The 22120-nt window shown below is 54.0% G+C and carries 17 protein-coding genes; 2 read left to right on the forward strand and 15 right to left on the reverse strand.

Annotated elements, in window-relative coordinates; translation table 11 throughout:
- Window positions 1–11: 11 nt before the first annotated feature.
- Window positions 12–917 (reverse strand): glycosyltransferase, encoded by a 906-nt coding sequence (locus C7436_RS02780; RefSeq protein WP_228198039.1) that lies wholly within the window; start codon window positions 915–917, stop codon window positions 12–14.
- Between the two features lie 442 nt (window positions 918–1359).
- On the opposite strand from C7436_RS02780, the gene C7436_RS02785 reads away from it, so the two are divergent.
- Together C7436_RS02785 and C7436_RS02790 are read left to right on the forward strand one after the other, a co-directional pair.
- The gene (locus C7436_RS02785; RefSeq protein WP_121206623.1) at window positions 1360–2709 is read left to right on the forward strand and encodes a hypothetical protein; all 1350 of its coding nucleotides are present in this window, start codon (window positions 1360–1362) and stop codon (window positions 2707–2709) included.
- A 125-nt stretch (window positions 2710–2834) separates the two neighbouring features.
- Window positions 2835–4022, forward strand: a complete 1188-nt coding sequence (locus C7436_RS02790; RefSeq protein ID WP_121206624.1) for a glycosyltransferase family 4 protein — start codon at window positions 2835–2837, stop codon at window positions 4020–4022.
- Between the two features lie 3 nt (window positions 4023–4025).
- On the opposite strand, the gene C7436_RS02795 is transcribed toward C7436_RS02790, so the two are convergent.
- The 14 genes from C7436_RS02795 to acnD all read right to left on the reverse strand — a co-directional run bounded on the left by C7436_RS02795 (window position 4026) and on the right by acnD (window position 22120).
- Complete coding sequence (locus tag C7436_RS02795) at window positions 4026–5132, reverse strand: CapA family protein (protein WP_121206625.1); 1107 nt, start codon at window positions 5130–5132, stop codon at window positions 4026–4028.
- Complete coding sequence (locus C7436_RS02800; RefSeq protein WP_228198040.1) at window positions 5116–6165, reverse strand: class I adenylate-forming enzyme family protein; 1050 nt, start codon at window positions 6163–6165, stop codon at window positions 5116–5118. Before C7436_RS02800 ends, C7436_RS02795 begins: the two co-directional genes overlap by 17 nt.
- 215 nt (window positions 6166–6380) lie before the next feature.
- On the reverse strand, window positions 6381–7505 hold the full coding sequence (locus C7436_RS02805) for a glycosyltransferase (protein ID WP_121206626.1): 1125 nt from the start codon (window positions 7503–7505) through the stop codon (window positions 6381–6383).
- Entirely contained in the window at window positions 7502–8644 is a 1143-nt protein-coding gene (locus tag C7436_RS02810) for an acyltransferase family protein (protein ID WP_121206627.1), read from the reverse strand. Before C7436_RS02810 ends, C7436_RS02805 begins: the two co-directional genes overlap by 4 nt.
- Window positions 8644–9765 carry a glycosyltransferase family 2 protein gene (locus C7436_RS02815; protein WP_228198041.1) on the reverse strand — a complete coding sequence of 374 codons (1122 nt, stop codon included), beginning with the start codon at window positions 9763–9765 and terminating at the stop codon, window positions 8644–8646. The genes C7436_RS02810 and C7436_RS02815 overlap by 1 nt, the downstream gene beginning before the upstream one ends.
- A 32-nt stretch (window positions 9766–9797) precedes the next feature.
- Window positions 9798–10697, reverse strand: a complete 900-nt coding sequence (locus tag C7436_RS02820) for an XrtA system polysaccharide deacetylase (protein WP_011785139.1) — start codon at window positions 10695–10697, stop codon at window positions 9798–9800.
- A gap of 28 nt (window positions 10698–10725) precedes the next feature.
- Complete coding sequence (locus C7436_RS02825) at window positions 10726–12012, reverse strand: outer membrane beta-barrel protein (RefSeq protein ID WP_228198042.1); 1287 nt, start codon at window positions 12010–12012, stop codon at window positions 10726–10728.
- Window positions 12005–12910, reverse strand: a complete 906-nt coding sequence (locus C7436_RS02830) for a P-loop NTPase family protein (RefSeq protein ID WP_228198043.1) — start codon at window positions 12908–12910, stop codon at window positions 12005–12007. Before C7436_RS02830 ends, C7436_RS02825 begins: the two co-directional genes overlap by 8 nt.
- Window positions 12910–14427, reverse strand: a complete 1518-nt coding sequence (locus C7436_RS02835) for an XrtA system polysaccharide chain length determinant (protein ID WP_121206629.1) — start codon at window positions 14425–14427, stop codon at window positions 12910–12912. Before C7436_RS02835 ends, C7436_RS02830 begins: the two co-directional genes overlap by 1 nt.
- 39 nt (window positions 14428–14466) lie before the next feature.
- Entirely contained in the window at window positions 14467–15069 is a 603-nt protein-coding gene (locus C7436_RS02840; RefSeq protein WP_022991121.1) for an XrtA/PEP-CTERM system exopolysaccharide export protein, read from the reverse strand.
- A gap of 106 nt (window positions 15070–15175) precedes the next feature.
- Window positions 15176–16588: a TIGR03013 family XrtA/PEP-CTERM system glycosyltransferase gene (locus C7436_RS02845; RefSeq protein ID WP_121206630.1), complete on the reverse strand. Its 1413-nt coding sequence runs from the start codon at window positions 16586–16588 to the stop codon at window positions 15176–15178.
- A gap of 143 nt (window positions 16589–16731) precedes the next feature.
- The gene (gene prpD, locus C7436_RS02850) at window positions 16732–18210 is read right to left on the reverse strand and encodes a 2-methylcitrate dehydratase (protein ID WP_121206631.1); all 1479 of its coding nucleotides are present in this window, start codon (window positions 18208–18210) and stop codon (window positions 16732–16734) included.
- Window positions 18211–18243: 33 nt separating this feature from the next.
- Entirely contained in the window at window positions 18244–19422 is a 1179-nt protein-coding gene (gene prpF, locus C7436_RS02855) for a 2-methylaconitate cis-trans isomerase PrpF (protein ID WP_121206632.1), read from the reverse strand.
- Window positions 19423–19495: 73 nt separating this feature from the next.
- Window positions 19496–22120, reverse strand: a complete 2625-nt coding sequence (gene acnD / locus C7436_RS02860; RefSeq protein WP_121206633.1) for a Fe/S-dependent 2-methylisocitrate dehydratase AcnD — start codon at window positions 22118–22120, stop codon at window positions 19496–19498.

Raw genomic sequence — 22120 nt, forward strand, 5'->3', positions numbered from 1 at the left:
TCTCTCTAGCGTTAGCGGGCTTTTTCGAAACCCAGGATTACCGCAATTGACCTCTTGGGGTCACCCAGCCCAGCCCGAATAAAGTGCCAGAGAGCACTCAGTAGCCTACGCTGAAACCAACGCACCTGTCCCATTCTGAAATGCAAGAGCGCCTTACGTTTGCGAATGGTGCTGCTCCGATAGGAAAAACGTTTTTTCGCTCTTGCCAGGATCTCAAACCCCACCATCCACCGACGCTCTAACCCCTGCTGGCTGATTGACTCAGCATGCTTGCGGTAATAGAAGACAATGCCAGGCAGATAAACAAACGGTGCAACTTCAGCGATCCGAACGACCATGTCATGATCCTGGCTTGCCCGGAACGACTCCTCGAAAAAACCAGCTTGATCAAAAACCGACTTTCGCACCATGGCGCCGCCTGGCAGGGCCATATAGCAGTCAAGTAGCAATCGGTTAGGATCTCCCGGCTCAACATGATCATTTGGGGGAATGGGGAATAGCTCTTTGCCATCATTCGAGATAGCCATGGCTTGCCCGTATACCATACCTATGTCCGGGTGACTTTCGAGATAGGCTACCTGTTTGCTGATTTTTTCCGGATGCAACACATCGTCACTATCCAGAATAACGATGTACCGCCCGCTGGCATGTCTTAAACCGAGATTCAATGCAGCTGACTGACCCAGATTCTGTCTGTCCGGGTGAGTAAAAAGACGAAGCTCTCCCCTGAAATCACATTCAGAAAGTAGCTCAAATGTACCGTCCGATGAGCCGTCATCTACTACTATAAATTCGATCTGTGAGTAAGTTTGCGATAATACCGATTCTATAGCTTGGCGAATGTAAGTGACTCGGTTGAACGCCGGTGTGATTACACTTACTAATGGCTCCATGCCTTTACAACCCTCATGGTTCATACAGCGGCCGTTTCAGTCGCCAAAACGAAGCTGAAAGGCCCTTGACCTATGACCTATCGATTCTTGTGTGTAACGCCCAGCAGACACCGCAGTATAGTTACTTGGAGCGCTGTTACAAATTCTAACATACTAGTGACCGAACAGAATCCTCAGTTGGAAGCCCGAAGCCGCATCCGATCAACTTACTGTTCCCAACCTTGACGCTTCGACAAGCCGTGACCCCATGTTTTATCTAGTTTTATTCTCAGCAAATCACCCTTAGAACAGTTTGATGTTAGTGACGAAAAGTACGACACTTTTTGGTGCTGAGACTTTGTAAATTCCTGTTACGGCGTCATACTATTAGTTAGAAATCGTAATACTGGGATGCGCGCCCGCGCAGGAATGATGTCGGTTGAGTAAGCTGACAACCTGAGGGAAATAACAGTTGAAGGTGCCCCTGATGAACGCCCAGAGTCTATACCGAAAAGCAAAAGCGGCCCCAGTGCTGATGTTCGCAGCGCTGTCAGCCGTCGCATTCCATATAAAAGCTGCTCCAACAGTTAGCGGAGCGGTACTGGGAGAAGGGAGTTCAACGCTGACTATTGTTGGGGCGGGATTCGGGCAAAAGTCGCGAGCCGCGCCAATTTTGTTGGATAAGTTGGATACTAGTTATGAAAACGGGGCTGAAAACTCCGCCTACCAGATACTTGATCACGGAGACAAAGTTCCTACATATTCTGAGAGCAGCTCTTCTATCTGGGCGGCTGCATCGAGTGGAGCTTGGGAGTCTGTCAGGCCAGTCGTAACATCCGCCCATCAGCCTCGTCACGAACAGTCAAAAGAGCACTATTTTTTGCAGGGTCAAAACTCTACTCTGGGCAATCCAGTTGCGTATGGTGGCCAGACCGGCTGGAATACGCCTATCGATAATAAACAGCTCTATGTATCTTGGTGGTATAAACCAAAGTATCCACCCCAATGGTATTGGCGCATCTCTCCTGTCGACATGACCGGCCAGTACATACCTGGTGAACCGTTGGTTATTGGCGGAATCACCAAAGGCACCTTTATCGGAGTTGATCCAGACCGCCAACTCAATTTCACCTTTAATCAAGCGCCGCCACCAATTAAAGAGCTGGTCGGTTCAACGATTGTAGGTGTGTCTTCTGGTGCAAAGTCACGTTTTCCAGACCAACACATAAGCACTTCTTCAATCGGGTACGAGAGTCCCGGGTCACAGAAATATATCAGGGTCTGGGAGGATCCGGCGGGCAAAGATGGAATTCGTTTCTCTTGGACCCAAATGCACCAGACAATAGGCACTACTGTAAACTGGGCCGAGGCTCCGCTCCAAGGTGGCAAGTGGAATCATCTCGAACTTGAACTCGACACACAAAAGGGGTTCGCTCGCCTTCACGTCAACTCAAAGAAATTGACGGAATTTTCTTTTGACCCTGCACTTGATCGTGAGGGAAAGTGGAGCCCAACAGTTGCACTCATCGGACTTGAAGGTAAAGTCGGCAGGCTACAAGAGAGTCATCTTGACGACATTTACATTGACAACACCCTACAGCGTGTAGTCCTTGCAAATGCCAAGTCAATCAACGATGCAACCCATTACGAGGTCCAGCAACCCGTAAAATGGGACGATCAATCAATTACCGTCAACATTCACAAGGGTGCAATCCCTGATATTTCCGCATACTATATCTTCGTTTTTGATGATCAGGGCAATCCGAACAAAGAAGGCTATCCAATCTGCGGCGACTGCAAGCTACCGCCTGTAAAGATTGATTTATCCATTGAGTAAAAAAGAACCTCTGCCGGGTCAACTTTCAAGATCCGCCCGGTAGAGCGCTCATTATTAGCTCTGCTCCGATGCAGTAGCGCTCCGAGCCCGGAAAAACCCATTTTTATGTCAAGGAGGACACAAGCTTGAACATCCTTTTGGTCTATAAGGAAGATTATCCGTGGGACGTTCGAGTAGAAAAAATTGCTTTAAGCCTGATATCGAGAGGGCATGACGTAACCATTGTCGCCCGCAACAGGCAATGTAGCAAAACAACGGAGACAGTAAACGGCATTGAGATAGTCCGCTTGCCTGCCCTCTTTAAACCTGATGGTCTACTGAACAAGTTATTGAACCTCCCTGTCTGGTTTAATCCTTTTTGGATCTGGACACTAAGGTCAGCACTCCGAGGAAAGCCTGGAGCTTTGATCATCGTTCGAGATCTCCCCCTAGTAAAAACTGCCCTGTTAGTGGCCAGAGGTGAACGCGCAAAAATTATGCTCGATATGGCCGAGGTGTATCCCTATATGTACGAGTCGGGCCGGCAGTTTTCTAAAGGAACCAATCTTGAATCAATGATAAAAAGCCCTGCCCTGGCCGCAAGATATGAGGCCAAGGTCTTGCCCAAAATAGATCACACCTTAGTAATGATTGAGGAATCCAGAGACCGGCTCTTACAAATGGGCCTGAGCCCACAAAGAGTGTCAATCGTAAGCAATACACCACCATTGGACAAATTCTCAGGCAACACACACCAACATCAAGGGCGAAAACTACGCTTAGTCTATGTAGGATTCCTGACCAAGCTTAGAGGTTTAGACCTGCTAATCGAAGCGGCCTACGAATACGTGAAACTCGGAAACGAGCCGAGTTCTCTTAAGATAGACATAGTTGGAAAAGGAGCAGAACGGGAACATCTAATTGCTTTGGTGAGAGATCTGAAACTCGAAGAATCCGTGACCATTCACGGTTGGCTCGATCATCAACGGGTGGATGAACTAATGGCGCAAGCAAACGTTGGCGCCCTGACATATCGGGTTTGTCCTCACTGGAACCACACGATTCCAAACAAGATATTCGACTATATGCTTGCCGGGCTACCGGTATTGGCTACCGAAGTAACACCAATTAATAGAATAATCAACGAGACAAAGTCGGGGTTAGTGTGTCGAGATCTCGATATTAGAGATATTGCCGAAAAACTCCAGACACTGCGCTGTCCGGAGCTTCGGTCGACTCTCGGCAATAACGGGGTTAATGCCGTTCGAGCAAAGTACAACTGGGCTAATGATGAACAGCGCCTTCACGCTGCCGTCAATTCAATAGCACCCTGAGGTTCAAGTCCCAGTGAGCCGTCTATAAGCAGTGCGAGCCAAGGATTGAATCAGAAAGCCGGGAGGATACCTAAAAAAGTTACGAATAAAGTAACGATAACTGGAATACCTGAATCGTGACTCCTCGACTTTATACCTCCTGACATACTCCTCCTCAGTGGCGGGTTTGTCCTTAATTTCTTGAAAACGCTCCCAAGACAAAAGGGAATCGACTTTTTTCTTAGTCGCTTGGTCGGCCACTCTTAGGCAAAAATCACTTCCGATAATGACAGGCACCCAGCTAAACCGTGGCGGCTCGCCGATCTCAAGTTCAACATTGGCTACCAGAGTTTGCTTTGTGCTGTCAGACCAAAGGTCAAAAACAAAGTTTCCAAGAGAATAGAAAATCAGCCCCTTTTTGTACCTCTCAACTGGCTGCACGACATGCGAATGATGACCAAAAACCACATCAACTCCAGCATCCACTAGCGCCCGACCAAACTCTACTTGTCTCGTAGAGGGGTAATCCAAGAATTCAAGTCCCCAGTGGATTGAGCAAATAAGAAAACCAGGGCAGTTGGCTCTGAGCCTTTCAACTTCCGCAAGCAATGCTTTGTGGTCCTGCCGGTTACTGTAAGGGAGACTATCTTTGTCTTCTGCCCATTCTTCAGGTCTCAATGAAACGTTAAACAAATGGCTATCCAGGCCACCGTGCGAAATGACATGGACATTAGTGCTTCCTGAGGCCTCGAGACCGATTACGTCCATACCAGATTTTCGAATGTTGGAAACTGTGTCCCAAAACGCCGGTTCTCCATGCTGCATAGCGTGATTGTTAGCAACACCCAGAACATCAATGCCGACCTGGTTTAGGAATCGAAGGTGCTCTGGATTGCCACGCATTTCGAATGAGGCCAATTTCCGCGATTCCAACCCGACATCAGAGGTAACTGTCTCCAGATTACCGATAACAATGTCTGCGCCCTCAAAGCACTCCGTCATTTCTTCAAGAATACTAAATCCTCGCCTGCTGAACGCACTTCTCATACCGTGTCCAACACAGACAGGGTGGTCTCCAAGCGAAATATCTCCAACCGCCGAGATCTTTAGGTTTTTATTTGCCTTCGTCATTTATATCCAGATCCTGAAAAAAATAGGTGTGCTTTCCGCTGCGCATAAAACGCTCTCCGGCGTAAACGGCTTTAATCAAATCCTGCGACACGCTCAACTGCGCCTGCAACTCTGTGTTAATCCAGCGTCTGAGATGCGCATCACCAAGATGAGGTTCGGAAGATACATGGAGATGAAAAATGCCGTATTCGGTTTGTGATACCGTGAACCTAAAGCAGTCGTTAAACTCTTTCATATACGCATCTATAGCCCGGCCAAATACAACAGCGTGGAACTTAGTGTTTTTTGTCAAATAGGCGAATTGCTGTGCAGTCCGCCCATGCAGTTCCTCAATGACTCCTTTTCCGCCAAGCAATTCGCAACCACTATCACGAAGTTCCGCAGCATCTCCCAACTTGTAACGCACTATGCTTTGAGATTTGCGAGAGACATCCGTGATCAACACCGTGTCTTCTTCTTCCTCAACCCAAAGCCAGGGATTCACCAAGTGCAAATGCCCTCTTGAACATTCAAAGGCGATGACATCGAACTCGGTGGACCCATATTCCTCAAAAACCGGAGCTCCAAACACCTCTGCGATAAACTTCTTCTGCGCGGGCAGGATCGACTCCGCCGTGCAGATCACGGCTTTTACGCCCCTTGGCTTAAGTCCCTTCTTTTGCGCAATCTGCGCGGCCTCAAGGATGAGCGACGTATATCCATACAGATACTCAGGGCTCCACTTGACCAGTTTTTCAACCGTTTCTTCAGCGCCATCCTCCGCCGGGTAGAACACCTTACGGTTCAACAAAAAATCGCGGATCTTTGCCGTTAGGGAATTGGCTGCCCTACCCCATACTCGCGCTTCTCTCTGACCCAGTTTCAGACCGTGCTTGTTATAGCAATACGCCCTGACGGCAAGCATCTGCGCCAGCTCAGTTCTGGACAGAGAAATATGTGTTGGCTCTCCGGTAGTGCCCGCAGTGTGCCGGGAAAAACCCGATGCCACAGCGCTGCTGGCAGCGGACATTGCTCTGAGATCAGCCTTGCTCATTGGCGGTCTATCCGGCAATTCCGACAGAGAATGCACTGCCACACCCTGGGCATCTTTAGGCTGATTCTTGTTGAGTATACAAGACAGCCGCTGCAGTCTTTCGTTTGGCTCTACCCCCCAAAGGTCCTCTACTTCAGCCTGAAACCTGGCAACAGGAAGCCGCAGAACCAGGTAGGTTAAGCGCGCCAAGACATACCGAAAAAAGAACAAAGCCTTCAAGATGCCACCACCCCGTTATATACGCGCAGATACTGTTCGGCCATTGATCTTGCAGACAACTCTCCGGAGACTTTATGAAAAGCTTGCTCAGTTTTCCGATGAGTGGCCTCTGTCTCGTTGAGCACGAGTTCTATGGCATCAACCAACTCTGAAGCAGGATCCTTTACCAGAACGCCGCTATCCCCTTCATCCAGAACAAACGAGATCTCGCCAACGTCGGTAGATACAACGGGCAGGCGGACAGCCATCGCTTCTAGCAAGGTGATCGGCAAGCCCTCGGTAGACGAGGAAATAACCAAAGCAGACGAGCGCGCCATCAAAGCAGGCACATTGTCGCAATACCCGGGCAAGCAGACATCGCTACCAAGACCGAGACGTGCAACCTGGTCTTCCAGATCCTTACGCAGCATTCCATCGCCAACGATCAGCAATCCAGCTTTAGGAGCAGATTGTTTGATCTCACGGAAGCTATCAACAAGATGACTGAAGCCCTTTTCCTTGGATAGACGACCAACCCCGATAATCACCGGCTCATGGGTGCTAAAAAAGTCTTCCAACGCCTCTGGCAAGGGTTCAGATGCCTTGCGCTGGGTGTCGTCTACCGCCAGTCCGTTTCTTATTGTCGTTAGGCGACGGGGGCGAATCAGGCCCGTTGATAGTTCCTTCTTCATCGCCGCGCCAACCATGATCACTCCATCCAACCGACTGATCGCCAGTCGATCAAGCAATTCATATACCCACATCCTTGAAAAGCGAGGCGCGTGAACGTACCCGTGCAAGGTACTCACAACGGGAACCTTCCGACTAAACCGACCAAAGAGAGACATCAGAATATTGAACTTGTACCCGTGAGAATGCACCAGTTCGACGCCCCAATGCTCGGCCCACTCACAAATTTTCCGAGTTTCCGGGTAGTTCAAGCCCGGAGTCATTCGCCAAACTACAAGCGGCAATCCCAGTTTCTCAGCCTCGATCTCAAGCGGCTTTTGGTGAATCCCCTGCTCGCCGGCACTGAGAATCATGGGCTCCAGCCCCTGCTTGATTTGCTCTGCTACCAGAGCCAACAGCATTCGCTCTGCGCCGTACAGGCCGCCACTATCAATCAGGTGCAATACCTTCAACTGGAACGCTCCCTGGCCGCGAGGCTCTCCATTCCGGATGGATTACCCGCCTTCGGTGAGCGTCCAGGCTTTGCTCCCACTACCTCATAGCGGTGCTTTAATCGCAGGAATCGTTTTTCGAGAAAATGGTAAGACGCTGAGGCAAGCACACCACTGAGAATCACGCCAGCCAGGAGCTGTAACCACTCGGGGAGAAAATTCAGTTTGTCGCCGGCCTGCAGGCCCCATACATGCCACAGATAGATCGGGTAGGATATAACTCCGAGATAGACCGACACAGGGTGATTCATCCAGCCCCAGAAAGCCCCTGAGCTGAGCCTGATCAATTGCAGCAATAGAATCGCGAGTAACAACGCATCAACCGTAAACGCCGGGCCGTAGGCATAATCGCCGCTGCCGTACTCTTTTGACAGGAACAACAGGCCCAAGGGGATAAAAGGCATCCAGAACCGGCTGCTGATGCTATTGAACACAGACAGCCAACGCGGCTTTTGCGCCAGAAACGCCAAAAGGCATCCCAGAGCCAGATTATCAAATCGCGTATCAAACGCGTTGTAGGCGTAGGATGGTCCGTAGTCGAGGTAGGTGTAGGAATAGGAGCGCCAGGCCAATACAACCAAACTGGCAATAATCAGGAAAGCAACCGCGTACTCTCGGCCGCGCCTCATCAGAAATACGAAAAGCATCGGCCAGATCAGATAGAACTGCTCTTCAATGGCCAGAGACCACACATGCGCAATGGACGACGACGAATGTCCCTCCAGCGCGTTGTGGTAGTTCATAAAATAGAACAAGCCGGGGACTATGGCTTCTTTGATGTCGTCATTTCCGCGGAACAAATCCCACGAAATCGATACCAGTAAGAAGGCGTAGTAAGCCGGGAAGATGCGAAGAGACCGGCGCATGTAAAACTTTCTGAATGAAACGGTTCCCGTTTTGGCATGTTCCTTTAGCAAGAGCCAGGTAATCAAAAACCCACTCAGAACGAAGAAGCCAGCCACGCCATGGCGTGCCGAAAAGAACAGCGTGCCTACCCCTGAGTGAGCCAGTACCACGGCCATCACGGCAACCATTCGAAATCCATCAAGCCCGGGGAGTTTTTTCTCCTCCAGCAAGGCTTCCAGGTTGGGCAATGCCATTATCCCTTCCTTGGATTCCAGACAACCTTCTTCTCGCCCTTGGAGAAGGCGACAAATGCCTTAAAGGACGCAAGGTTTAACAACACGAAGTAGTAAGGCAGGGCATAAATGGTAGAAAGCGATTGCCCCCGGCTCTCTTTTTGATAGCCCGCCCACGCGAAATAGAGAAACAGGCCGTACCCTATCGCGGCTAACGCATACAACCCTTTCACCGGCGCCAGGTAAAGGGCAGCAATCGCAAGGGTTATCATGGGTGCAAAGGCCGCGTAGCGCAGCAGCTTGTGGGAGATAAGCTGCCAGGCAAACACTGGATCGTTGGTCGGGCTCATGAGCTGTTTCATGTCTTTGAGCGCCCACAGTGCACGCAGGCTTACCCGCACCCGCATGCTGAATTCACTGCCCCCATCGCTTAACGCTTCTTCCTTAAGCAGCGCCCCAGGTTCATAAACAACGCGGTACCCCTGCTCAACCACTTTGAGTGGCTGAACAAAATCCGGCAACTGATCGGCATTCAGCTCGGAGTGCAGTTCTTTACGCATGGCGTCAATGCCACCGTCTACGCCTACCACAGAGCCTACCAGAGTCTCCTGTGCCCTGAGCCAGTTCTCATACTTCATGTAAGCGCTGCAGCCGTCGCCAATCAGGGCGCCCTCCGGGTTCACGTAGACCATTTTTCCGGTTACGTAACCCACGGATGGGTCGTTGAAGTTACTCACCAGTGCTTTCAGGGCTTGTTGATCCCATTCGGAGTTGGCATCCGAAAACGCCAGGATATCCCCCTCCGCATGCTGTTTGAGCATGTTGAGCCCTGCGGTTTTGCCCTGACGGGGTACCTGACGAAACAGTTTGACCGGGAAAGGCGCATCCGCGGCAACCGCCTGGACAATCTCGTCGGTTCCGTCCTCCGACTCATCGGAAACCACCAGGATCTCCAATTGCTCCCTGGGATAGTCCAACGCCAGCTTGTTTCTGAGCGTAGCCTCAATATCTTTGGCCTCGTTGTAGGCGGCGATAAGAATCGAGACTTTCGGCTGGTCAGCGCCGCTTTTGTTTACGGGCAAGGGTCGTGCGGATGCCAGCAGTCTGATACAGACGGGATAGCCGAAGTAGATGTAAGCCAACAATAGGAAAGATATCCAGAATACTGCGACCATCATGCCATCCCTGCCACAGAGCTGGAACCTAGGGTGTTCGATGAGGGCTCAAGAACCCCTTCGCTTTCCAATACCTGGCTCATGGTGGTAAACCGGAAATCAGAAAGTAATCTGGCCAATCTCTGCTCACACACATCCAGATTGTTGTAATGACGGAAGCGGGAGAACCACTTTACATCCAGACGCGGCTGGTCCGGATCTACTTCCCAGGGGTGAAGGTAGAACACAAAAGGCCGTCCCTGCCGGTTGATGGAGCCCAGTCCGTATCGACTGAACCAGTACGGGAAAAGCCGGAAATATCCACCACCAGCAATTGGAAGGGTGTAACCCGGCAACTTGAACGTGCTTAGCGGGAACTCCGCCAGCTCATATCCTTTATCGGTGGTCAACCGATGGGGCCAGCGTGGCGTGCCGGGCATGCCATAGCGGTCGTGATGCACTGGAAAGATGGACGAATCCCAGGTAAACCCCTGCTCGGCAAGGATATCCAGCGCCCAACGCGATTGATTGGTGATGGAATAGCTGGCCGCGCGATACCCTGTTACTGGCGCACCGAGAATGTCCTCAAGAATCACCTTCGATCGCCGGGTTTCTTCTTTGAAAACGTCCGGCGTCTGGTTATAGATCAGTTGATGACTGTAACCATGGCTGGCAACTTCATGGCCTTGAGCCGCAATCCGTTTCACCAGCTCTGGAGATCGCTCAGCGACCCACCCAAGGGTAAAAAAGGTCGCTTTTACACCTGCCCTCTCGAATAACGCGAGAATGCGATCTGTATTCGCTTCAACCCGATACTCCATGGAGGACCAGTCGTCGTAGCGAACGGCCTCTGCCAACGCAGCTACCTGAAAGTAGTCTTCCACATCAATTGTCAGGGCGTTCTGTATCGGTTCTTTCATGGCCATAGCCTCACACTTCCTGTGTTGATCAGCGCAGTCGGTATTCCAGACCAACCAACACCCAGTTCTCATCGTATTCCCGGCTGGAAATATCGCTGGACTTGGTGTCGTGCCCTACCCTGGCCAACAAGCTCAAATCCCTGGTTGCCTGGTGCTCAGCGCCGATCACAAGCCGGGCAACTTCGTCCTGGGTGTCGTCGCGTTCATAACTCAGGTGGTCGAAGCCCAGCGCCAGGTATCCGGTAGTCAGTTCCGAGAACTGGCGGGAATAGCGGGCATTAATGCCGGCTTTGTCTTCTTTCTCGTCGCTTTCCAGGTAATCCGAGCGATAAGCATAGAGGTCAAGATTCAGTGAGGAGGCGTCGGAAAACTGCTTGTTGATGCCGGTCGACAAAACGCTGTTTTCAACGGTGATGCTTTCGCGGAGGTTGAACTCGAACTCTCCGAAACGAAGGTCAAGCGTGGACGTGCGGTCTGTCAGCTCCCTTGAGGCATTCAGGTACCATTCGGTACTCGGATTGATTTGCCGGGTAAGGTTTATCTGGCCTACCAGCCCATCGCTCGACTGGTTGGTATTGGCGTAATCCGTTTCGATCTCACTCACGCCAACAGAACCGGAAAGAGACGTGGTCGCCCAACGGTTCTCGAAGGTAACCTGGGCACTATTCACATCCACTTCTGCGCCATAGTCGAACTCGGTTTGACTGTGGGAAACGCTCAGCCCCCCGGTGAATGTTGAACTGAACAGGTGGTTCCAGGCGATAGAACCGGTATAGCGCTCACTGTCCGTTTCCTCCGGTTCGTCGTACTCGGTGTTGGCGTAGCGGGCAGAAAGATTGAGCCAGTTGGTGTCATTCAGACGCCAGAGGTATCTGGGGCCAGTGCTGAACACGTTTTTTCGGGTTCGGTTGTCCGGTGTGTCACTCTGGCGAGTGTCCTGGTTCACTTCCCTAAGGTTGTTGTCCACTTCCCAGTAAAGCTGGTTGGCGAGCTCGCAATCGCCCTGGAAGTCCATTTCCGCGAAGCTCTCGCTGTCAAAGCTATCGTCCTGCCACCAGGAATACCCCAGAGTGCCTTGGAAATCAGCGTTGCAGCGTCCGGGATCTGTCTGGTAACCGGCGGTAAGGTAGGCACGGGTCTCGAAATCGCTGTCTTCATTCGTATCTGCTTTGCGGGCATTGTCGGTGAAGCGGCTGTCCAGCCCGAACGTGACCTCACTTTGCGCAAACACGGGGAACGAGCAGGCACCAGCCAGTAACATTACTGGTATTGCCTTTACTGCAACGGGTGTCCCTACCCTCTGCTGATCAGCCATTGATCACCGCTCCTACAAACTTGTCCGGATTGAAAGCCGTCGCAGCTTGTTCGGCCGTCGCCGCAGTGATCTTGCCGTGCGGTACCACCAGCATGGCGTAATCGCAGAGTTCGGTCAGAATGCGGGCATCCGGAGATTCGGATATCGGCGCCGTGTCCAGGACGATGAAACGGTCCGGATAGCGACGACGGATTGCCTGCAGGAATTGCTTCATCCGGAAGGAGGTAAAAAACTCGCCCGGTGTTTCACGGCGACTGCCCGCCGGAATCAGCCTCAGCCTGGGAATACCGGTCGGATAGAGAATCCTGGAAATGTCGTAGTCCGGGTCATCCAGAAAGTCGGTCAGGCCTGTCTCGGGCATCACATCCAGTGTGGAGTGCAAAGACGGTTCGCGCAGGTTGCAGTCGATGATCAAAGCCGTCTTGGCCTGATCAAAGGCAAAGGCCGCAGCAAGATTCAGGGCTACAAATGAGGAACCGGCGCCAGAGCTGGCACCGCTCACGACCAGAGTGAAGTTATTGCCTCCGGAAACCTCCAGCAGCTTGGTTCTCAGATCCCGGAAACGGTTGACCAGCGCGCGGTTGCGGGACTCGGGATAGATAATCCGACGCTCGTCGAGGTCGTCGTGCGTGAGCCTTCTGGGCTCCTGCATACGCACGATCTGCTTACTGATAACGTATTTATCAACCGCGCCGGGGCCCAGTTCCAGAGAGCTTGGCACCAGCATGCGGGAGTCTTCGTCATCCCGGAAATCCAGCTCTTGTTTCAAACGCTCCTTGCGCTTCAGCCAAAAGGAATGCTCTTCACTGCCCGCCGGGCTGCTGCCGGTTGTCTCATTGCCAGAATTCTGGGAACCCTCGGGATCAAATCCGGACCGATCATTTCGTTGTTCTGGCATCAGATCACTCCCATTTGAGCTAGCACAACGATGGTCACATACACTGTTACCGTGAGCACCGCGAAAATTCCGATCAGTAACGTAACCTTTCGATCCCGTCGCTTTTCGTAGGGTGTTCGTACCTCCGGAATCTCAACAAGAACCGGCAAACCAATGTCTTCTTCCAACTGCTTCCTGGCACGAATCCGGGGATCTACCTGTAACAGACCCGCAACCGCTCCGAAGGGTGCCGCCAGCCCCAGGAACAATCCAGCCGCAGCAAACATGGAGAACTGGGGGCCAGAGGGCGTGCGCGGGAACTGAGCGGTTTCATTAATGCGGTAGTTGAGCCCCTGCCCTTCAATGTCGAGGTGCATGGAGACCCGCGCTTTTTCCCGGCGTTTGAGCAGGTCATCGTAAATCTCACGGTTCACTTCCATGTCGCGGGTGAGCTCGGAGTACTGGGCCTTGTTGGCCTGGATGCGCTCCATACGCTTTGCTTGCTGTTCCAGCAGGCGGGAAAGCGAAGTAATTCTTGTATCCACGGTGGCCATATCCGCCCGCGTGGTAGAGAGGTTTGCCCGCAGTTCCTGGTAGAGCGGGTTAACGGCTTCTTCGCCCTCAAGTGAACTCACGTCTGTCGGCCGTTCTGCCGCCTGATCTCGTTGTTTGCGCAGTTCCGCCAGCTGTTCCCGGAGTATCACGATATCCGGGTAGGTATCGTGATATTGCAGCCGCAGACTATCCAGGCGCTCTTCCAGGATCCGGATCCGCTCTCTGTAGGTATCCTCAGTTCGGCCTTGCGTGATCGTGGGCCGGATACCTCCGAGCTGGCTCTGAAGCGAAGCCGCACGGGTTTCAAGTTCTTTTTTCTCGAGTTCGGCCAGTTCCAGCTGATTACGAAGCTGCGCCATGCGGGCATTAGCCTCCTGCTCCGTTCCATCGGTGTTTTCAGAGAGGAACTCCTTGAGCCGGTTCTCAGCCTGGGCCAGTTGCTGCTCGTAGCTTTTGACCTGTTTGTCGATGAAATCGTAGGCGTTGCGGCTTTCGGCCCGCTTACGGTCTTTGGTTTCTTCTATAAAGACCTGCCCCAGTTTCTGGGCAACGCGAAATGCTTCCATCTGGGAAGTGGACGAGAAGCCAATACTGAAATAACTGTCGCCCCGGGGCCTGACCGACAAACCCGAGCGAATGTTAGCAATCCGGTACTCAAGTGCCGCCGGGTCAGAGGGCGCATCCGGATAGATTTCAGGATCCAAAGCCACTTTCTCGATCAGGCTCCGGCTCATCAGTAATTCTTTTGCAGCCGAGGTACGGTCGTTGATCTCCGTGGCCACGGCGCGCCCTTCCATCAACGGCGCAATGATGTTGCGGTCGTCTACGAAGATGATGGTCTCAGACTGATACTTATAGGGCCATACAAAGCCTGCGCCAAGCACTGCAAAACTGACAATCACAAACGCAAGGAACGCGAGGCCCTTCCGGCCCCGGACCTCGCGAATGATCTCCTGCGGTAACTGGGACAACGGTAATGCCATAACCTAACCCGCCTTCAGACCTTTTAGCTCTACAACCACTCAGAAACTGCGCTCTGGAATGGTAAGAATGTCACCCGGCCGCATGCCGTAGTTGGTTTCAACCCGGCCTTTGTTAAGGATGTCGTCCAGTTTTACGGGAATGGCAACCACCTCGCTCTCAAGCTTCCGATACAGCATGGCGTTGTTCAGCGCGGCAAACTCGTTCGCACCACCGGCATTCAGGAAGATATCCAGAACCGTCATGCCGCTCTGGTGAGGCACTGAAATGGGCTGGCGAACCGCACCGGTTACCCGCACCCGGTCTGTGAATTCATGGCTGCCCATGGAGGTCACAACCACACTCACCTGTGGCTCACGAATGTACTCAGTCAGGGAAGTACGAATGGAGCTGGCCAACTCTTCGGGCGTGCGGCCACTGGCCTGCACGTCGCCTACCAGCGGTACGGAGATCTTGCCGTCAGGCCGAACCGGAACGGAGATACTGAGATCCTCGTTGCGCCATACAGAAACCCGTACGACATCGGTTGCGCCCAGTATGTACTGATCCACGCTATCCCGGGTATCAACGGCCAATGCACGCTGGATCTGTTCTGAAGAGGAAGCGGAAGGGCCGGCACAACCCGTTGCCAAAACTACCGCCATGAGGGACACAATAAGCCCTTGGATGAGATACTTCCGTGACATCTTTATTCCTCTCTTGTGAGGTCCGTGCTCTATTCCATGTTCCGGGAACAGCTGACTCCCGAAACTACCTTGATCCTTTTTTGAACAATACCACTTCTACTGTCTGAATTATAATCAACAGATCAAGAAGTAAACTCTGGTTCTTGATGTAGTAGAGGTCGTAGCGCAGCTTTTCCCGGGTGTCCTCTTCGTTGTCCGCATAAGCGAAACACAATTGAGCCCAACCGGTCAGCCCGGGCTTTACCCGGTGCCTTTCTGCATAAAACGGAATCTTTTCAGACAGCTGCTCAACGAACACCGGCCGTTCTGGCCTCGGCCCGACAAAGGCCATGGTGCCATTCAGTACATTAAAGATCTGTGGCAATTCATCAATCCGCACCTTACGGATAAATTCGCCAACGCGTGTCACCCGGGTATCGTTCTTCCGAGCCCAGACTGCGCCGTTCTTTTCCGCGTCGGTAATCATGGACCGAAACTTGTGCACCTTGAACACCTGGTTGTTCAGACCTACCCGTTCCTGGCTGTAAATCACCGGTGCTTTCAATCCGTCTTCCAGTTTGATGGCGATGGCGGTGAGAATCATGATCGGGAACGTGGCCAGCAGAAGCGTACCGGAGGCCAGTACGTCCAGCGCCCGCTTGCCAACGCCATACACCGAAGAAACCGTGAATCCGTCAGAGAACACCAGCCAGCCGCGGGTGATCATCTCCAGAGCCACCTTACGGGATTCACGCTCGTAGAAGTTGGCACCATCGATAATGTTCACACCTTCCATTTTGCATTCCAGAAGGTCTTCCATCGGCAAGCCCCGACGGCGGTCGTCCACCGCAACCACGATCTCCCTCACCGGGTGTCGAAGTACGTAGTCATGCAAGGAGGTTGGAAGATTAATGAGGTACTGCTCATCCACTTCCACCGTGTCATCCGGCATGGGAACGAAGCCGTCCAGTGAAAAACCTTTGCGGTTGAAGGGAGTGGTCAGGTCCTCGAACATCTGTTTTGCCCGGCGGCCGGCACCCAGCACCAGAACCCGGCGCTTGAAGCGGTCCTTGCCGACCACAGCAAAGAACACCACTCTGGCAATGCCCAGCGAAAATATCGCCAGCACAGTCGCCGATGTCAGTAACCCGAAGCTGCCCAGATACCAGAGCCAGTCATCAGCCACGAAATAGGCAAAGCCGTGCAGCGGTATGGCGAGAATCATGGCCATGATGGTGCGTAGCATCATGCCGGACATGCCTTCTTCCACACGGGACTGGTGCACGCCCAGCGCGATCATGACGATCAGATTGAACAACGCAAAGATCGTGATGGAAGGGAGGACAAAAACAAGATTATCGAGGAAGAATTCGAGCTCGCCGAAGAAGCGGAAAAACACCGCCAGTGCGAACGCAAGGCCCATGACGATCAGATCGATCAGGCCGAGAATAACAAAAGGTAAGTGTATATAGTGTCTGAACAACCTGACGTGCGCCACGTCGACTCCTTGTGCGGTTCACACTGCCTGTACTGCAAGCATCCTTTGCTACACACTGTAACAAACCGTTACGGGATTGTACGGCAATTCATTGAAACTGCAATGTGGGCCACTCGCCCATTTCGTTCAATTTTACAAATATTTTATAGTTGCGACACAAACTCGTGCACCGGCATCACCTCAAGCCGCCCCAGACTAGCACAACTGTCCATAATGGCGTCGCACTGTTGGGCAGGAAAGCGTGTCTGAAGATTGGCCCGGAATTTCTCCACCAGCAGCGGCATACCTTCCTTGCGCCGGCGTCGGTGCCCTATCGGGTATTCCACTGCAATCTTGTCGGTACTGGAGCCATCCTTGAAGAAAACCTGTATCGCATTGGCGATTGATCGTTTATCGGCCTCGAGGTATTCACGGGTATATCGTTCATCCTCGATGACCCGCATTTTTTCTCTCAGGCGGTCGATTTCTGGATGGGCCTGGTGAAAGCTGTCTTCGTAATGCTCTGCCGTCAGGTTGCCAAAGATCAGTGGCACCGCCGTCATGTACTGCAGGCAGTGATCCCGGTCTGCCGGATTGGCGAGTTTGCCCTGCTTGGAAATAATGCGAATAGCCGACTCGTGGGTGGTAATCTCTATGCGATCAATGTCTTCCAGCCGGCCCTTCACTTGTGGGTGCAGTGTTACTGCGGCCTCGGCGGCGGTCTGGGCATGAAACTCTGCCGGGAACGAGATCTTGAACAGGATGTTTTCCATCACGTAGGAGCCGAAAGGCTGTGGTAATGCGAAGCTACGTGATGATTCGGGTTTCAGGGCCTGATCTCGATTGGTCTTGCTGAAGAGGACGTCGTAGAAGCCCCATTGTGGCGCCGTCAGCACCCCGGGAATGCCCATCTCCCCTCGCATGGCAATATCTGCCAGGCGAACACCCCGCGAGGTGGCATCGCCTGCCGCCCAGGATTTACGGGAACCGGCGTTGGGCGCGTGGCGATAGGTGCGCAGGGCCTGACCATCGACCCAGGCATGAGACAGCGCGGAGAGCATCTGTTCCCGGTTGGCGCCCATCAGTTTGGCACTGACGGCGGTCGACGCCACCTTCACCAACACAACATGATCCAGCCCGACCCGGTTAAACGAGTTCTCAAGGGCAAGTACACCCTGAATTTCATGGGCCAGAATCATGGCCTCAAGAACGGCCTTCATGGCTAGTGGCGCCTGGCCATTGGCAACGCGCTTCTGCGAGAGGTGATCGGCAACTGCAAGAATGGCGCCGAGGTTATCGGAGGGGTGGCCCCATTCGGCCGCCAGCCAGGTATCGTTGTAATCCAGCCAGCGGACGATACAGCCAATGTCCCAGGCGGCTTTCACCGGGTCCAGGCGGTATGGAGTGCCAGGCACCCGGGCGCCGTGGGGAACGATCGTGCCTTCCACCAGCGGGCCCAGGTGTTTGGTGCATTCCGGAAAACGCAACGCCAGCAAACCGCAGCCCAGGGTGTCCATCAGGCAATAACGGGCCGTTTCCCAGGCTTCTTCGCTTTCTATGCGGTAATCAAGGGCATAGTCGGCGATTTGTTGCAGTACGTCGTCGTAGTCCGGGCGTTCGTTGAGATCGTAAGTGGCAGACATATTACGGCCCTCCTGTCCCAACTATAGGAGCCATCAGAAGCTGTCGCCAGGTACCCTCACCCAACCTTCCATGATAATCCGCGCACTGCGGCTCATGATCGCCTTGGTGGCAGTCCACTGACCATTTACTTCCTTCGCTTCCGCCCCCACCCGAAGGGTTCCGGACGGATGCCCGAAAGTCACATGGGTACGGTCTCCGCCGCCAGCTGCCAGATTAACCAGCGTACCGGGAATAGCAGAGGCCGTTGCAATAGCCACCGCAGCCGTACCCATCATGGCGTGGTGCAGCTTGCCCATGGACAGCGCCCGAACCAGTACATCGATATCGGCCGCATTGATCTGTTTACCGCTGGATGACACGTAATCCGAAGGTTTGGCCACAAACGCCACTTTCGGGGTGTGCTGGCGACTGGCAGCTTCCGCGATATCCGAGATCAATCCCATTTTCACCGCGCCATGGGCGCGAATGGTTTCGAACATGGCCAGCGCCTTGGGGTCGCTGTTGATGTCGTTCTGCAGCTCGGTGCCCTTGTAGCCAATGTCTTCGGCATTGATGAAAATGGTCGGGATTCCGGCATTGATCATGGTGGCTTTCAGGGTGCCGACACCCGGCACTTCAAGTTCATCCACCAGGTTTCCGGTGGGGAACATGGCCCCTTCGCCATCGGCCGGGTCCATAAACTCGATCTGGACTTCCGCCGCCGGGAAGGTTACGCCATCCAGTTCAAAATCACCGGTTTCCTGCACTTCACCGTTGGTGATGGGCACGTCGGCCACGATGGTTTTGCGGATGTTGGCCTGCCAGATACGAACGGTACAGATGCCGTTTGCAGGAATACGCTCTTTGGCAACAAAGCCGCCGTTGATGGCGAATGCGCCTACGGCGGCGGTGAGATTGCCGCAGTTGCCACTCCAGTCGACAAAGGGTTTGTCGATGGACACCTGGCCAAACAGATAATCGACGTCGTGGTCCGGTTGCGTGGGTGCTGCCAGGATCACCGATTTGCTGGTGCTGGAGGTGGCATTGCCCAGGCCGTCGATCTGTTTTTCATAGGGATCGGGGCTGCCGATCACCCGCAGCAGCAGCTTGTCGCGGGCTGCACCGGGTACCTGGCAGGCTTCCGGCAGGTCTTGCAGGCGGAAAAACACGCCTTTACTGGTGCCGCCACGCATGTAGGTAGCAGGAATACGAACTTGGGGAGCAAAACTCATTGAGCGAGCCTCACTTGAATGAATGTTTCAGGCGGGAGCCGGGAACAGCTCCCGCCTGACCTTGCCAAGGCGATCAGGCTGCGCTTTCAGACGCCAGGAAGTCCTGGGCGAAGCGCTGCAGTACGCCACCGGCAGAGTACACGGTGACTTCTTCCGCGGTATCCAGGCGACAGATCACCGGCACCCGGTCCACTTCACCGGTTTTGCGGTGAATCACCAGCTCGAGCTTGGCGCCCGGTGCGGGCTTGCCTTCCACATCGTAGGTCTCGGTACCATCCAGCTGAAGCGTGTGGCGCGTGGTGCCCTCTTCGAACTGCAGCGGCATCACACCCATACCGATCAGGTTGGTGCGGTGAATTCGCTCGAAGCCTTCGGCGACGATGGTTTCCACACCTGCAAGGGCAACACCCTTGGCCGCCCAGTCACGGGAAGAACCCTGCCCGTAGTCTGCACCGGCAATGATGATCAGCGGCTGCTTGCGTTCCATATAGGTTTCAATGGCTTCCCACATACGCATGGTTTTGCCTTCCGGCTCCACACGGGCCAGGGAACCCTGCACCACTTCCCCGTTTTCGTCCCGAACCATTTCGTTGAACAGTTTCGGGTTGGCCAGGGTCGCACGCTGGGCGGTCAGGTGGTCACCACGGTGGGTGGCGTAGGAGTTGAAGTCTTCCTCCGGCAGGCCCATCTTGTGCAGGTACTCACCGGCAGCCGAGTCCATCATGATGGCGTTGGATGGCGACAGGTGGTCTGTGGTGATGTTGTCCGGCAGGATCGCCAGCGGGCGCATACCCTTGAGCGCGCGCTCGGCGGCCATGGTGCCTTCCCAGTATGGCGGCCGACGGATGTAGGTGGACTGCGGGCGCCACTCGTACAACGGGCTCTTGGCCTGCTCGGCTTCATCCAGGTTGAACATCGGAATGTACACCTGCTTGAACTGCTCCGGCTTCACGTATTCGCCGACAATGCGGTCGATTTCTTCATCAGACGGCCACAGGTCTTTCAGGGTGACGGGGTTGCCATCCTTGTCGTAACCCAGGGCGTCCTGTTCGATATCGAACCGAACGGTACCGGCGATGGCATAGGCGACGACCAGCGGAGGTGACGCCAGGAAGGCCTGTTTCGCGTATGGGTGAATCCGGCCATCGAAGTTCCGGTTACCGGAGAGAACGGCAGTGGAATACAGATCCCGGTCGATGATCTCCTGCTGGATTTTCGGGTCCAGGGCGCCAGACATGCCGTTACAGGTGGTGCAGGCATAGGCCACGATACCGAAACCCAGTTTCTCCAGTTCTGGTAACAAACCGGCTTCTTCCAGATACAGGCGGGCCACTTTGGAACCCGGTGCGAAGGAAGATTTCACCCAGGGTTTGCGCACCAGCCCCAGTTCGTTGGCTTTCTTGGCCAGCAGGCCAGCCGCCACCACGTTGCGGGGGTTGGAAGTGTTGGTGCAGGAGGTAATGGCAGCGATGATGACCGCGCCATCCGGCATCAGGCCCTTTTTCTCCTCTTCCAGTGCCTTGTCCAGATTCACGGCAATGCCGCGATCGTGCAGATCGGACGTGGCGACACGGCGGTGCGGGTTGGACGGGCCGGCCACGTTACGGACCACGGTAGACAGATCAAACTCCAGCACGCGCTCGTACTGGGCCCCGGTCATCTCGCTGGCCCACAGGCCGGTTTCCTTGGCGTACTTCTCAACCAGGTCTACCTGCTCTGGCTCACGACCGGTCAGCTTCAGGTAGTCGACGGTCTGCTCGTCGATGTAGAACATCGCGGCCGTAGCACCGTATTCCGGGGTCATGTTGGAAATGGTGGCGCGGTCGCCGATGGTCAGGCTCGACGCACCTTCGCCGAAGAATTCCAGGTAGGCGCCGACCACGCGCTCCTTACGCAGGAACTCGGTAATCGCCAAAACAATATCGGTGGCGGTGATGCCCGGCTGGCGCTTGCCAGTCAGCTTCACACCCACGATATCCGGCAGACGCATCATGGACGGACGGCCCAGCATCACAGTTTCCGCTTCCAGACCGCCCACGCCAACGGCGATAACACCCAACGCATCAATGTGCGGCGTATGGCTGTCGGTGCCCACACAGGTATCCGGGAAGGCAATCGGGTGACCGTCTTCATCCGGGCGGTTCTGAATCACCGGCGACATCTTCTCCAGATTGATCTGGTGCATGATGCCGTTACCGGCCGGAATCACGTCCACATTCTTGAATGCGGTGCGGGTCCAGTTGATGAAGTGAAAACGATCTTCGTTACGGCGGTCTTCGATGGCGCGGTTCTTCTCGAAGGCATCAGGGTCAAAACCCGGGGCTTCAACGGCCAGGGAATGGTCAACAATCAGCTGGGTCTGAACCACCGGGTTGACTTTGGAGGGATCACCACCCTTCTCGGCAATGGCATCACGCAGTCCGGCCAGGTCCACCAGGGCGGTCTGGCCCAGGATGTCATGGCACACCACCCGCGCCGGATACCAGGGGAAATCCAGGTCGCGGCGACGCTCAATCAGCTGCTTGAGGGAATCCGTCAGGGACTCCGAATCACAACGGCGCACCAGCTGCTCCGCCAGAATCTTGGAGGTATAAGGCAGCTTGGCGTAAGCGCCAGGCTGGATGTCTTCTACCGCCTGGCGCGTATCGTAGTATTTCAGTTCCGTGCCCGGCAGGGCTTTACGGTATTGGGTATTCAT

It is taken from the genome of Marinobacter nauticus (genome assembly GCF_003634635.1).
Lineage (GTDB): Bacteria > Pseudomonadota > Gammaproteobacteria > Pseudomonadales > Oleiphilaceae > Marinobacter > Marinobacter nauticus.